The following is a 14,329-nucleotide window of genomic DNA, read 5'->3' as shown; positions in this document are numbered from 1 at the left end:
AATTAATCTAAGCGTCGCTGAATAGCAACGGTATGGTTCCAACTGGGGGCAGATTCTACATAAGTGGCCCGACCACGCTCTTGGCGTGGCGTCACGTTAAAATGGGTTCGATATGTGGTGCTAAAGTGACTGGCAGAAGAAAATCCACACGCCATGCCCACCTCGACAATAGATCGGTCTGTGTCTCGTAACATTTGGCGAGCTTTGTCTAACCTTAATTGCAAATAAAAGCGTGATGGCACACTATCTAAGTGTTTTTTAAACAAACGTTCTAAGTGTCGCCTAGACAGGCCCACATGATAAGCCAAGTCATCAGGCGATAGTGGTTCTTCAATATTAGTTTCCATCAAAGTAACCGCTTCAATAAGCTTGGGTTGGCTGGAACCAATACGAGCTTTCAACGGGATGCGTTGTTGAGCGTCTTGGGGCCGCATGCGTTCAACTAAAAACCACTCAGACAGCTGCACTGCCACATCCAACCCTTGCTGTTGGGCCAACCATGCAAGTAAAAGGTCTGTGGTTGAGGCCCCGCCCGCACAAGTCATTAGCTGTTCTTCTTGTTCAAAAAGCTGATGAGTCCAAAGGACTTGGGGATGGCTAATACGCAACTTTTCAATCATCGACCAATGGCAACAACTGCGATTATTATTGAGTAAGCCTGCGTTAGCTAGAGGAAATATTCCAGTACCTATGGCTAAGATTTTTACACCCATTCTAGATTGCTGAACCAACCAGCGTTCTAACACGACATCTGTTTCATAAGGTGCGATCAAATTCCCAACAATAAACAGGGTTTCCACTTTCCCACTATCTAAATAATTGGCCACTTTTCCTAACACGCACTCACCACCTACACACATGGGCTGCAGTTTGTATTTAGTGTGCTCCAATACCTGATTAGTATGCAATAACAGCTCAGCAATTTGACCATAATGGCTCAAGCTTGCATGGGGGAGTAAAAGCAGTCCAACAGTGTGAAAATTTTGAGAATTAGACATAAGTCGCAAGGATACACTGTATTATTGAGTTGGGGCACAAAAACGTCATTTTACCAAAAAATGGGTCGCACCGACTCAACTTACCCCCTAGTGCCCAAAGGCAGTTTCTTGAATAATAGACGCTGCAATAACAAGATTCTTATTTTGACTCAAGGAAATACTGAATGCGCACCTTAACGGATAAAAAAAATATCGCCATAGACTTAGTTTGCGATCTCATCCATAAGCGCCAAAAAAAGCCTAACAGTGAACTTATGCAGCAATTTGCGCGCCTGTATTATGCTGAAAGCATTCCAGCAGAGTTATTACAATTTGATACAGACAATTTATATGGCGCAGTAACCAGCTTGTGGGATAGTGTAAAACCACGTCATAACGACCAGGTTAATATTCGTGTATATAACCCTAACCATGAGGAACATCAGTGGTATACCAGCCATACCGTGGTCGATATCGTATGCGATGACAAGGCCTTTTTGGTGTCCTCCATTACTAACGCTTTGATTCATCTAGGCCACACTATTCATATTACCACTCACCCTGTAGTAGCTGTAGAGCGAGATAAAAAAGGCAATATTACTAGTATCTCACCCTTTACGGGCAAAGCCGAAAACGCCAATTTGGAAGCGGTGATGCGGTTTGAAATTGATCAGCAAAATGAGCCTAGCGTGGTTACACAGATTATTACAACCCTCACTCAAATAATCAGTGATGTACGTTTAGTGGTGGATGATTGGGTGCCTATGCGCAGTAAATTAGTGTCTATTATTGACACCTTGGAGTCACAAAATTTACCCATTGCACCGCAAGACCTAGAAGAAAATATTGCCTTTTTACGCTGGGTATCAAACAACCACTTCACCTTTATTGGTTATCGTTCTTATGGGCTTAAAAAAGACCCTATAACTGGCTTATGCGAACTTAAACCAAAAAAAGGTACAGGTTTGGGTAGTTTTCGAGATGACAATTGTACGCCTGATAGCCTTTTGCCCAGCACCTTATCGTTACAACATTCAGAGCTAGCCATGCGCAGCGACATGCTGGTAATGACCAAGTCGACCAGCCGCTCTTCGGTGCATCGCCCTGTTAACTTTGATTACCTTGGACTCAAACGTTTTGATGAGCAAGGCAATGTGATTGGTGAAGAGCGGTTCTTTGGTTTATATTCTTCTGCCGCTTACACCGCACGTATAGATGAGATTCCATTACTTCGACGCAAAGCCCAAGATCTGCGTGATCGTATTGAACAACTACCCAATAGCCACAAAGGCAAAGCTTTACAGCACATACTCAACAGCTACCCCCGCGATGAGATGTTGCAAGCCAGTGTAGATGAGCTCTACCCTATCATTCGCGGCATATTGCAAACCCAAGAACGTCATCATTTGCGCCTTTTCTTGCGTCTGGACACCTTTGGTCGCTTTGCTACGGCCTTGGTTTACGTGCCAAGAGAGCGGTTTAATACAGCCCTTCGTATAAAAATGCAAAACATTCTCATGAGTGAGTTTGACGGCACCAGCGTTGAGTTTAACGTGATGTTTTCTGAGCAACCCTTAGCTCGGGTTCAGCTAACAGTGCATGGCCATGACATTCACAACACAGACTTTGACATTAACGACATTGAACAACAAATGCGTGATGCCATGCTGTCTTGGAGTGATCACTTACATCACGCTTTGAACAGTAAACAAGGTGAAGCCAAAGGCAACCAACTGTTTAAACAATATGGCCAGGCGTTTCCCTTGGCGTATCAAGAAAATTTTTCTGCGCAAGTGGCAGTTATGGACCTGCTACGCTTGCAGAAAATTAGTCATGAAAAACCCTTATCAACCTACTTATATCGCTCATTACGCAACGTCGATAAAAGCTTAAGCTTCAAAGTGTTTGGCCATGGCCAAGCAAAAGCTTTATCAGACGTGCTACCTATTTTGGAGCGCATGGGGGTAAAAGTAATCAATGCCCACCCCTATACGATTGAATCAGAGTCGGGGTTGGATCAGTGGATTATTGATTTTGTGATTGAGATTGACCATCAAGTAGACCTTGATGCCGCCAATGTGAAAGAGCACTTCCAAGAAGCCTTTAGCCAGATTTATACAGGACGTGTGGCTAACGATCGTTTCAATAGCCTTATATTGACCGCCCAACTCACTTGGCAACAAACCGTACTAATTCGGGCTATCAGTCGCTACTTACTGCAGATACAAGTGCCCTTTAGTCAAACCTATATGCAGAAAACTTTGGTGAGCAATGCAAGCATTACTCATACCTTAGTGCGCTTATTTGAAGCTAGATTCGACCCTGAAAATAGGCCATCAAATGGCCTTATTGATTCACTACAAGAAGACATCAGTTTAGCCTTAGAAAGGGTGAGCAACCTTGACGAAGACCGAATAGTGAAGTATTTCTTGGCCACTATTATGGCCATGTTACGCACCAACTACTATCAAACTGACGGCAGTGGTGAACGCCATGAATACCTATCATGTAAGCTAGACCCAAGCCTTATTCCTGGGGTGCCTTTACCTTTACCTAAGTACGAAATTTTCATCTACTCCACCTGGGTGGAAGGTGTTCATTTGCGGGGCGGCAAGGTCGCGCGAGGCGGTTTACGCTGGTCTGATCGCCGGGAAGATTACCGCACAGAAGTGTTGGGCTTGGTAAAAGCTCAAATGGTAAAAAATGCCGTTATTGTGCCTGTGGGTGCTAAAGGTGGATTTGTATGTAAGCAATTACCCACCACAAAAGACCGAGAAGTAATGATGGCAGAAGTAATCCGCAGCTACTCTACCTTTATTCAAGCCCTGCTTGATATCACCGATAATATAGTCGAAAAGCAGGTCATTGCTCCTAAACAAGTGGTGCGTTATGACGATGACGACCCATACCTAGTTGTAGCAGCCGATAAAGGCACCGCAACATTTTCTGACCTTGCTAACTCGATTTCAGAAAAAAATAGCTTTTGGCTAGGCGATGCTTTTGCTTCTGGCGGCGCCAATGGTTATGACCATAAAAAAATGGGCATAACCGCCCGTGGTGCATGGGAATCTGTTAAACGTTTATTTGCCGAACAAGGCCGAGACTGCCAAACCCAAAACTTCACGGTGGTGGGTGTAGGCGACATGGCAGGCGATGTGTTTGGCAACGGCATGCTTTTGTCTGAGAATATTTGTTTACAAGCTGCATTTAACCACCTGCATATTTTTATAGACCCCACACCTGATGCCGCTAAAACATTTGCTGAACGTCAACGATTGTTTGTATTGCCTCGCTCCAGCTGGAGCGATTATGACACCAAGCTTATTTCTAAAGGTGGCGGTATTTTTGATCGTTCGGCAAAGTCCATCAAACTTAGTCCGCAAATGCAGAGCATGCTCAGCACCGATGCTACACAGATGGCACCTAATGAGTTGATCCATGCCTTACTAAAAATGCCCGTGGACCTATTTTGGAATGGTGGCATTGGCACTTATGTCAAGGCGAGTAACGAAAGCCATAGCGACATTGGCGATCCTGCCAATGACAACCTGCGAGTGAATGGCAATCAACTAGGCGCTAAAGTGATTGGCGAAGGTGGTAATTTAGGCTGCTCTCAACATGGGCGTATTGAATTTGCCCAAGCCGGTGGATTTATCAACACCGATGCCATCGATAACTCTGCTGGTGTGGACAGCTCTGACCATGAAGTTAACATTAAAATACTACTCAGCCAGTTAGTTGATGCAGGCGACATGACCCTAAAACAACGCAATACTTTGCTTGCGAGTATGACCGATGAAGTGGGTGATTTAGTACTCAACCACAATTACCATCAAACCTTAGTATTAAGTATCGCCCAGGGTCAGGCCAGCGCAAGCTTAAGTGATCATAAACGCCTTATACATAGCCTAGAAAAGCAAGGCCGTTTGAACCGTACCTTAGAAGGTTTGCCTGATGATGCCCGCATCGACGAACTTGCTAAAGCCCAAGACGGCTTAACTCGCCCTGAAATATCGGTGTTATTGGCTTATAGTAAAATGCGTTGGTTTGACCAGCTAATGGATGCTGACATTGGCAATGATAGCTATTTAGCTCACAGCCTAGAGGATTATTTTCCAAAGGTGCTTAGCCAAAAATATGCTCCAGCTATTGCAACCCACCCACTGCGCAGTGAAATTATTGCAACCCATGTTACCAACCAAATTGGCAACCGCATGGGCGCCACTTTTGGTGACTATTTACAAGAAGACATGGGCGCCCAAGCAGGCGATATCGCACGCGTATTTACTGCTGCATGCGACATTATAGATGCCAAGAGTCTTTGGAGTGAGCTGGATAGAGTGACATTAATATTAGACTACAAACAGTCTATGGCACTGCATACAAACGTTCAGTATTTATTAGAAGATCTTACGTTATGGTTATTAAGCACCCACCAAGGTGAGCCTATTCAAACCATGGTAGACCTTTATAAAGAGCCTATGGCCATTTATTACGCGGCCCTAGGCGATTTATTACCGCAAGCAGTATCTCAGCGCATCGACACTAACGCAGATGAACTCAGTGCAAACGGTATGGAATCAAACACTAGTAGGCGCTTAAGCCTGTTAGATTTTTTATACCATGGCCTAGACGTGGTGCAAGTGGCCAACCAGTGTGGCACACAAGTAATAGCTACCGCTCAAACATGGTATGGGTTATATGAACGTTTTGAAGGCGATTGGCTAAACCAAGCTATTGCCAATTTGCCAAGCCAAGATCCATGGCAGCGCAAAGCAAAGGTTAGCCTTAAACAAGAGTTTGAAGACAGCTTAGCTAAGCTCACCCAAGCAGTAATTTCTAGCGATCAAAACCCAGCATGGGAATTGCGCAATAAAGATAAGATTGAACGCTGTTTAAGTGTGTTTGGAGAGCTACAAAGTAATACCGACATCAATTTGGCTATGCTGTCTGTTGCGGTGAGAGAAATCGCTAAGCTTAAAGCCAGCTAAGAGCCATGAGCGTTATTGAAAACATTATTAAACATTACAGAACTTAGGACTTTTTATGACTAATACCCCCGTAACACGCGCCCTGTTTGATGAAGTAATGGTGCCTAACTATGCGCCAGCCCCAGTGATACCTGTGCGAGGAAAAGGCTCACGTATTTGGGACCAAAGTGATAATGAATACATCGATTTTGCCGGTGGCATTGCAGTAACTAGTGTCGGCCATAGTCACCCTAAGCTTGTAGCCACCTTAAAGGAACAAGGCGAGAAGCTATGGCACATTTCCAACGTAATGACCAACGAGCCGGCTTTGCGCTTGGCCAAAAAACTTACAGATGCTACTTTTGCGCAAAAAGTATACTTTGCAAACTCTGGCGCTGAGGCCAACGAAGCTGCGTTTAAATTGGCGCGCCGCTTTGCTGTAGATCATTTTGGTGAAGAGAAAAACGAAATCATTGCCTTTGAGCAAGGTTTCCACGGACGCACTTTATTTACTGTGAGTGTAGGTGGGCAGCCTAAATACAGCCAAGGCTTTGGCCCAGCTTTAGAAGGCATTACCCACTTACCGTACAACGATATTAAAGCTTTAGAAGCAGCAGTTTCTAACAAAACATGTGCCATTATTATGGAGCCACTGCAAGGCGAAGGCGGCATTATTGATGCAGATCCGGCGTTCATAAAACGCGCCCGTGAGTTGTGTGATCAGCATAACGCATTATTAGTTTTGGACGAGGTGCAAACTGGCGCTGGGCGTTTAGGCACTTTATATGGGTATCAACAAACAGGCGTTATTCCCGACATCCTAACCACAGCTAAAGGTTTGGGTAATGGGTTTCCTGTGGCTGCCATGCTCACCACTGACAAAGTAGCCACAAGCCTAGCCATTGGCACCCACGGCAGCACTTACGGTGGTAACCCATTGGCTTGCTCCATTGCTGAAGCAGTCATCGACATTGTTAATACTCCTGAAGTGTTGGCTGGTGTCAACGCCAAGAGTAAGCGTTTCAAAGCTGGGCTTGAAGCCATTAATATTCGTTTACCTTTTTGTAACGAAGTACGAGGTAAAGGCTTATTGTTGGGCTGCGCACTTAATAGTGAATACCAAGGTCGAGCGGGTGAGTTTTTAAAAGCGGCCCAAGCCAAAGGCTTGTTGGTATTGGTTGCTGGGCCAAACGTAATCCGAATGGCACCGTCTCTATTAATACCCGAGGCTGATATTGATGCAGGCTTGGCTATTTTAGAAGCCGCCATTAGTGACATCATTAACGCCACATAATAGAAAAGCACCGAGAAAACCATGACTGACTTTACTGTGAACAATACATTGGAAGCACAAACCTTAGAATGGATTGCCACACAGCAAAGCGTTATGGTGCAACACTTGTGGACCTTGGCCAGCATTAACTCGGGCAGCTATAATGTAGAAGGTGTCAACAAAGTAGCTGACACTTTAGCTTTATGGAGCAAAGTACTAGACTGTGAATTAGAATACATTCCCATGCCTCCCCATGAAGTGGTGGATGATTTTGGTAATCGAAATCAAAAACCCTTAGGTCAAGCCTTACGCCTATTTAAGCGCCCACAAGCACCCACACAGATTTTTTTATGCGCACATATGGACACAGTTTTCCCAATTGACCATCCATTCCAGACCATCACACAGCTAGATGAGGACACAATCAATGGCCCTGGGGTGGCCGATCTTAAAGGCGGCATTGTAGTAATGCTTAAAGCCCTAGAGGCCTTTGAGCGTAGCTCACTACAAGAAAAATTGGGCTGGGAGATTTTATTTAATCCTGATGAGGAAATAGGCTCACCAAGCTCTAGCGCCTTGTTTGGTAACATTGCAAAACGCCATCACTTGGGTTTAATTTACGAACCCTCCTTTGCAGATGGCAACCTAGCAGGAGCTCGCAAAGGCAGTGGTAATTTTGCGGTGGTTACCAAAGGCAAGGCAGCTCATGCCGGCAGAGAACATCACATTGGCCGCAACGCCCTGCGCGTTATGGCCGATTTTACCAGCGCCTTAGATGACCTTAATGGCCAACAACAAGGTATCACCATCAACCCAGGCTTTATACAAGGCGGAGGGGCTGTAAATATAGTACCTGACACCTGCACCATGCGCTTTAATATCCGTATTGAACATAGTAAGCAACAAACTTGGTGTGAAGCACAAATAGCCATCATTTTAGCCACTATTAATGCCAAAGATGGCATTACTATAGAGCTACATGGCGGTTTTGGCCGTGCGCCCAAAGTACTAAGCCCTGCTAATGAAACCCTGTGTAAACTGGTGCAGTCTTGTGGTGAGAGCTTAGGCTTAGCCCTTGAGTTTTTACCCACTGGAGGCTGCTGTGATGGCAATAATTTGGCCGCTGCAGGCCTACCCAACATTGATACCTTGGGCGTGCAGGGTGGTAAAATACACAGTAGCGATGAATACATGGTGTTATCAAGCCTCACCACTCGCTCACAATTAAGTGCTTTAATCTTATTACGCCTAGCCCAAAGCAACGACTTAGCTTGGCTTAAGCGAGAAGGTATGGAGTCTATGCCATGTTAATCGTAAGACCGATCAAAAAAGATGACACCAAAACCTTTAATAACTTTGCGGCAGCGGCGGGCGTAGGCCACACCAACCTGCCTAACAACGCTGTCCAGCTTGCGCAAAAAATAAACCACAGTGAGCTGTCGTTTGCAGCAAGTGTAGATCACGCCGGTGAAGAGGGTTATACCTTTGTAATGGAAGACACCCTTACCCACCAATTGGTAGGCACCTGCACCGCTGATGCCACCGTGGGTTTGAGTGAGCCTTACTATACCTACCGCATAGATCAGGTGACTCACAGCTCTAGTGATTTAGCAATTAACAACCGTGTACCGGCTTTGCACATGTCCCATGATTACACTGGTGCTTCACGCCTAAGCTCGTTTTATATAGAGCCAGATTACCGTTGCGATTTTTACGACCAACTTCTTTCCAAATCTCGCTTACTATTTATGACTTGTTTTCCAGAGCGCTTTTCAGCGACTACTATTGCCGAAATAAAAGGTGTGATTGACGAAAATGGCATTTCCCCTTTTTGGGAAGGTGTAGGTCGACATTTTTTTACTATGGACTTTGCCAAAGCAGATTTGCTAACCACCTCTAGCAACAAGCATTTTATCACCAACCTTATGCCACGTTACCCGCTGTATGTGCCTTTGTTAAATCAGCAAGCACAAGACGTGATAGGCCAGCACCATGATGATGCCGAAGACATTGTAAATATTTTAGAACACGAAGGCATGCACCTAGAAGGCCATGTGGATATTTTTGATGCGGGGCCTATACTGGAAGCACGAACTCGGCTTATACGTACCATACGCCACGCAGAACAAACCCAAGCAGTAATGGGTGATGAAGTAGTGCAAGGTAAGCGCGTGTTGGTGTGCAACAATAGCTGTGTTGATTTTCGTTGCATTTTGGCTCGTAAACAAAGTGACGCTTTGGTGCTTAGCAAGGCCCAACTGGAGGGTTTACAGGTAGCCGCTGGCAACACCCTCACCTATTGCCACCTATAAAAATTTGATTGCCTTTATAAAACCCTAGTCAAAAAAGTCTCTATGGCTAAATCCAGAAGTGTAAATGCTAAAGAATGTGCATACCTATACCTATACTATTGCTACATAAGATAGTGTACATAGACCTTCTGGAACAGACCTATGATGATAATCCGCCCTTTAATGGCCAGCGATGCCGATGCTTTGCTCAATTTGGCTTATAAAGCAGGAGTAGGCTTTACTTCGTTGCCTGCAGATCCTAATCATATTGCTGGCAAAATTACAGCGTCACTGTCAGCCTTTAATAGTGAGGTAGATTTTACTACTGAGCAAAGCTATGTGTTTGTTATGGAAGACACCCACACCAATACAGTGGTGGGTATTTGTGGCATTGAATCCTCTATTGGTTTATCTAGCCCTTGGTATAGTTACCGCATTGGTACTTTAGTGCATTCTAGCCGCGAGCTTAAGGTACACAATTCTTTTCCCACTTTGTATTTAAGTAATGATCAAACCGCATGCGCAGAAGTGTGTACATTGTTTTTAGACCCCGACTACCGCCATAGTAAAAATGGTCAATTGCTATCCAAGAGCCGATTCCTTTTCTTGGCTCAATTTGCACATCGTTTTGAAGCTAAAATTATTGCTGAAATGCGTGGTGTGTCCGATGAAAATGGGCAATCTCCTTTTTGGGATGGATTAGGTGCTCACTTTTTTGATATGCCATTTGCTGATGCAGATCACTTAACAGGGCTAGGCAAAAAAGAGTTTATTGCGCAGTTAATGCCAAGACATCCTTTGTACATTAATTTATTGCCAAAAGCCGCCCGTGACGTAATAGGCGAAGTGCATGGCAACACCTTGCCTGCGCGAAAAATGTTAGAAGATGAAGGGTTTCGGTATCAAGGGTATGTAGACATTTTTGATGCTGGACCTACCTTAGAAACACAAGTAAACGATATTCGAGCGGTAAGAGAGAGTAAAAATTATCTTGTAAAAATAGAAGACCATATACCTATCGGTACAGTTCCTTACCTTATTAGTAATACTCTTTTGGATGGTTATCGGTGCACTATGGTTTATATCAAGGTACCTGAGTCTGGCCCACTGTGCATTAGCAGTGAATTAGCCAGCAATCTACACGTCACTGCCTTAGACACCGTTAGGTTAGTGCCTTTATTTTCTCAACGCGCCTCAGCATAAGGAATAGTGATGACACACTTAATTAATAACCAATGGTTAGCAGGCAATGGTCCCTCCTTTTGTTCTATTAACCCTGCCAATAACGATGTGCTGTGGCAAGGCCAAGGGGCTAATAGCCAGCAAGTGGATGACGCTATTATGGCTGCTCGCAAGGCTTTTCCTGCTTGGGCTGTAACACCCTATGAAACACGCCTACACATGGTCAAAGCCTTTCAAGCGCAATTGAAAGAAAAGGCCGAGCGCATAGCCGTAGCTATCGCGCAAGAAACAGGTAAACCCTTATGGGAAACACGCACTGAAGCAGGTGCTATGGTGGGTAAAATCGACTTATCTGCCCAAGCCTACGAGCAACGAACAGGTGTTGTGAGTAAGCCCTCACCCCCTGGCACTCAAGCATGGTTGCGCCACCGCCCCCATGGTGTAGTAGCTGTTTTTGGCCCCTACAATTTTCCAGGTCATTTACCCAATGGGCACATTGTGCCCGCCCTTTTGGCAGGTAATACAGTGGTATTTAAACCCAGCGAGCAAACACCAATGGTGGCAGAGCTTACAGTGCAATGTTGGTTGGATGCGGGGCTTCCTGCAGGGGTACTTAACCTAGTGCAAGGCGCTCGTGACACAGGCATTGCATTGGCCAACCACAAGGGTATTGATGGTTTATTTTTCACAGGAAGCTCTAGCACGGGGATGTTATTGCATGAGCAATACGCCGGTCGCCCTGACAAAATTTTGGCGTTAGAGATGGGTGGTAATAATCCTCTTATTGTAAGCCAAGTGAGCGATCCACGCGCTGCAGTGCATGAAATTATTCAATCTGCTTATATTTCTGCTGGCCAACGCTGCACCTGTGCCCGTCGTTTGTATGTGCCTAAGGGTAAGCAAGGTGATCAGTTAGTCGATCTTTTGGTGAGCGCTATTGGTAAAATTAGAGTAGGTTTGTATGATGATGAGCCTGCGCCATTTATGGGCAGCGTTATTTCATCTGCATCAGCCCAGCAATTGTTGAGCGCACAGCAAAGGTTAATCAACAAAGGTGCTAAGGCTTTGGTGGAGATGACTTTGCTGGTGCAAAATACTGGGCTACTAAGCCCAGCCTTGTTAGATGTAACCCACGTGACTGCCTTACCCGATGAAGAGTATTTTGGCCCATTACTTACCCTAGTGCGCTATGACGATTTTGACCAAGCCATTTCTATGGCAAACGATACAAGCTTTGGTTTATCTGCAGGCTTGTTAAGTGATTCTCGCAAAGAATACGATTATTTTTTACCTCGTATTCGTGCGGGTATCGTCAACTGGAATAAACAGATTACAGGCGCAAGTGGTGCCTCTCCATTTGGCGGTGTGGGAGCCAGTGGTAACCACCGTGCCAGTGCTTTTTATGCGGCTGATTATTGTGCTTATCCTGTGGCGTCTATCGAAGCAGATACCCTCACTATGCCAGCACAATTAAGCCCAGGCCTAGATCTATAAGGAGTCAAAATGAACTCGTCTATACCCACTTGCGAAGCAAATTTTGATGGCCTAGTAGGGCCCACCCATAACTACGGTGGATTGTCTCATGGCAATGTGGCCTCCCAGAGTAATTTCGCACGCTCATCCAACCCTAAACAAGCCGCCCAACAAGGCCTGCAAAAGATGAAAGCTCTGCACGACATGGGCATGGCACAAGGGGTGCTAGCGCCGCATTCTCGTCCAGATTTACATACTTTACGACGCCTTGGATTTACTGGCACTGATAGCCAAGTGATTCAACACGCAGCAAAAGTAAGTCCTGCAATACTAGCCTCTTGTTATTCTGCCTCTAGCATGTGGTCAGCCAATGCTGCCACAGTGTCCCCCAGTGCTGACTGTATGGATGGTCGTTTGCATTTTACCCCAGCAAACCTAGTGAATCGTTTTCACCGCTCTATTGAGCACGACACTACGGGGCGCATTTTACAAGCCACCTTTAACGATGAAAATGTGTTTGCTCACCACAAAGCACTACCTTCTTCTGACCATTTTGGTGACGAAGGTGCAGCCAACCACACCCGTTTTTGCCAAGATTATGGCAAGCCTGGAGTAGAATTTTTTGTTTATGGCCAGCAATCCTTCAATGCCCAAGCGCCAAAGCCTGCTAAGTACCCTGCACGGCAAAGCTTAGAAGCCTCTGAAGCCGTAGCACGTTTACATGGCTTAAAAGATCAACACACAGTGTTTGCTCAGCAAAACCCAAAGGTGATCGACGCGGGTGTATTTCACAATGATGTGATCGCTGTAGGCAATGGTAATGTGTCTTTTTACCACCAACAGGCCTTTCTCAATACTCACCAAGTTAACCACAGCTTGCAAAAAGCAATGCGAAGCCTTGGCCATGACCCAGTGCAGTTTATTGAAGTGCCCACTGCCAAAGTATCTCTTGAAGATGCCGTTAATAGCTACTTATTTAACAGTCAATTATTAAATCTTCCACACCTAAAAAGTGGAAAAATGGGCCTTATTGTGCCTCAAGAGTGTCGTCAAAATGGCCCTGTAAGCGCCTATTTAGATGAGCTTGTTGCTGGTGACAACGCCATAGAAGAAGTGCTTGCATTTGATCTTAAACAAAGTATGAGCAATGGCGGTGGCCCTGCTTGTTTGCGCCTTCGCGTGGTGCTTAATGTGACTGAGCTGGCGGCAGTGAACCCTGCGTGTATGATGAATCAAAGCTTGTTTGATCGTTTAATGGCTTGGACAGAAACGCATTACCGAGAGTCTTTGTGTGAGCAAGACCTAGCAGATCCACAGCTGCTAATAGAGAGTCATAGTGCACTAGATGAATTAACCCAAATATTGTGTTTAGGCAGCGTTTACCCCTTTCAACATTAATTGTAGGCAAGTAGGCAAGCTGGTTAGCAGCTAATCAGCCCATAAAACACTTGGCCTGCTTTTTTACTACGGTATAACGTCCAGCCTGCTGGCAACTCTAGCTCTGAAAGCGCTGTGGCTTGCTCTACATAGATCAAGGCCTTGGGAGCTAAACATTGAGCTTCAAATAAGGCTGTGAGAGTGTCTTGCATAAGCGCTAGGGCAAAGGGCGGGTCTAGCAGCACTAGATTATAGGGTTTGGCCTGTCCTATTGCTTGTGAGTTATTTTTATAACATCTGAGCCAATCAAAACTACTCATTTGCTCTACTTTTGCAATTTGATCTTGTTCGATAGGCAGTTTTTTTAAGTTGTCATTGAGTGCACTGGAAGCCACGTTAGATAGTTCCACAAAATCAACCTGCTTAGCGCCACGAGACAACGCTTCCAAACCAAGAGCTCCAGTGCCTGCATATAAATCTAAACACCTTGCACCAGAAATGCCATCAGCCACCCAGTTAAATAGCGTTTCTCTCACCCTATCTTGAGTAGGTCGAAGGCCTGACACTGTAGCAAAAGGGATTTTTCGCCCTCTCCATTGCCCAGCAATAATGCGCAAGCTTTGACGGCCTGCCTGTCCAATTGGCACCACTTTACTTGAAGCAACACCAAAGGCATGTGGCTTAGCAGAAGAGCGATTAGATTTTGAAACAGGTTTACGGGCCATACAGGTGCCTAAGGGTCATTTTTTTGAATCAGTCAGGGTCTCTATTCTAAGGCAATCGCTA

At 45.2% G+C, this 14,329-nt stretch carries 9 protein-coding genes; 7 read left to right on the top strand and 2 right to left on the bottom strand.

Going from position 1 to position 14,329, the window contains the following annotated elements; translation table 11 throughout:
- Positions 1–2: 2 nt before the first annotated feature.
- Positions 3–998, bottom strand: coding sequence for a GlxA family transcriptional regulator (locus tag ABXT42_RS01155; RefSeq protein ID WP_443628553.1), 996 nt, complete (start codon positions 996–998; stop codon positions 3–5).
- A 164-nt stretch (positions 999–1,162) separates the two neighbouring features.
- Between ABXT42_RS01155 and ABXT42_RS01150 the strand changes: the two genes are divergently transcribed.
- From ABXT42_RS01150 to astB, 7 genes are all read left to right on the top strand, one after another.
- Positions 1,163–5,968: an NAD-glutamate dehydrogenase gene (locus tag ABXT42_RS01150; protein WP_443628552.1), complete on the top strand. Its 4,806-nt coding sequence runs from the start codon at positions 1,163–1,165 to the stop codon at positions 5,966–5,968.
- A gap of 55 nt (positions 5,969–6,023) precedes the next feature.
- Complete coding sequence (locus ABXT42_RS01145; RefSeq protein WP_443628551.1) at positions 6,024–7,241, top strand: aspartate aminotransferase family protein; 1,218 nt, start codon at positions 6,024–6,026, stop codon at positions 7,239–7,241.
- Positions 7,242–7,262: 21 nt separating this feature from the next.
- Positions 7,263–8,531, top strand: a complete 1,269-nt coding sequence (locus tag ABXT42_RS01140; RefSeq protein WP_443628550.1) for a hydrolase — start codon at positions 7,263–7,265, stop codon at positions 8,529–8,531.
- Positions 8,525–9,532: an arginine N-succinyltransferase gene (locus ABXT42_RS01135; protein ID WP_443628549.1), complete on the top strand. Its 1,008-nt coding sequence runs from the start codon at positions 8,525–8,527 to the stop codon at positions 9,530–9,532. The genes ABXT42_RS01140 and ABXT42_RS01135 overlap by 7 nt, the downstream gene beginning before the upstream one ends.
- Positions 9,533–9,673: 141 nt before the next feature.
- Positions 9,674–10,714 (top strand): arginine N-succinyltransferase, encoded by a 1,041-nt coding sequence (gene astA / locus ABXT42_RS01130; RefSeq protein ID WP_443628548.1) that lies wholly within the window; start codon positions 9,674–9,676, stop codon positions 10,712–10,714.
- Between the two features lie 9 nt (positions 10,715–10,723).
- On the top strand, positions 10,724–12,187 hold the full coding sequence (gene astD / locus ABXT42_RS01125) for a succinylglutamate-semialdehyde dehydrogenase (protein WP_443628547.1): 1,464 nt from the start codon (positions 10,724–10,726) through the stop codon (positions 12,185–12,187).
- A gap of 9 nt (positions 12,188–12,196) precedes the next feature.
- Entirely contained in the window at positions 12,197–13,564 is a 1,368-nt protein-coding gene (astB, locus tag ABXT42_RS01120; protein WP_443628546.1) for an N-succinylarginine dihydrolase, read from the top strand.
- A gap of 23 nt (positions 13,565–13,587) precedes the next feature.
- Here the strand turns inward: astB and rsmD are convergent, their stop codons facing one another.
- Positions 13,588–14,268 (bottom strand): 16S rRNA (guanine(966)-N(2))-methyltransferase RsmD, encoded by a 681-nt coding sequence (gene rsmD, locus ABXT42_RS01115; RefSeq protein ID WP_443628545.1) that lies wholly within the window; start codon positions 14,266–14,268, stop codon positions 13,588–13,590.
- Positions 14,269–14,329 lie beyond the last annotated feature (61 nt).

Origin of the sequence: Candidatus Njordibacter sp. Uisw_002 (assembly GCF_047730155.1) — a bacterium.
In the GTDB taxonomy this organism is placed as follows: domain Bacteria; phylum Pseudomonadota; class Gammaproteobacteria; order Pseudomonadales; family Balneatricaceae; genus Njordibacter.
Note: the sequence above shows the minus strand (reverse complement) of the source record. Positions and strands in the feature narration are given on the sequence as shown.

What these genes read in the sequence shown, in the direction of transcription:
- ABXT42_RS01140 (WP_443628550.1), top strand. Translation starts at nt 7,263, where the DNA reads ATGACTGACTTTACTGTGAACAATACATTGGAAGCACAAACCTTAGAA.
- ABXT42_RS01150 (WP_443628552.1), top strand. Translation starts at nt 1,163, where the DNA reads ATGCGCACCTTAACGGATAAAAAAAATATCGCCATAGACTTAGTTTGC.
- astA (WP_443628548.1), top strand. Translation starts at nt 9,674, where the DNA reads ATGATGATAATCCGCCCTTTAATGGCCAGCGATGCCGATGCTTTGCTC.
- ABXT42_RS01145 (WP_443628551.1), top strand. Translation starts at nt 6,024, where the DNA reads ATGACTAATACCCCCGTAACACGCGCCCTGTTTGATGAAGTAATGGTG.
- ABXT42_RS01135 (WP_443628549.1), top strand. Translation starts at nt 8,525, where the DNA reads ATGTTAATCGTAAGACCGATCAAAAAAGATGACACCAAAACCTTTAAT.
- astD (WP_443628547.1), top strand. Translation starts at nt 10,724, where the DNA reads ATGACACACTTAATTAATAACCAATGGTTAGCAGGCAATGGTCCCTCC.
- astB (WP_443628546.1), top strand. Translation starts at nt 12,197, where the DNA reads ATGAACTCGTCTATACCCACTTGCGAAGCAAATTTTGATGGCCTAGTA.
- ABXT42_RS01155 (WP_443628553.1), bottom strand. Translation starts at nt 998, where the DNA reads ATGTCTAATTCTCAAAATTTTCACACTGTTGGACTGCTTTTACTCCCC.
- rsmD (WP_443628545.1), bottom strand. Translation starts at nt 14,268, where the DNA reads ATGGCCCGTAAACCTGTTTCAAAATCTAATCGCTCTTCTGCTAAGCCA.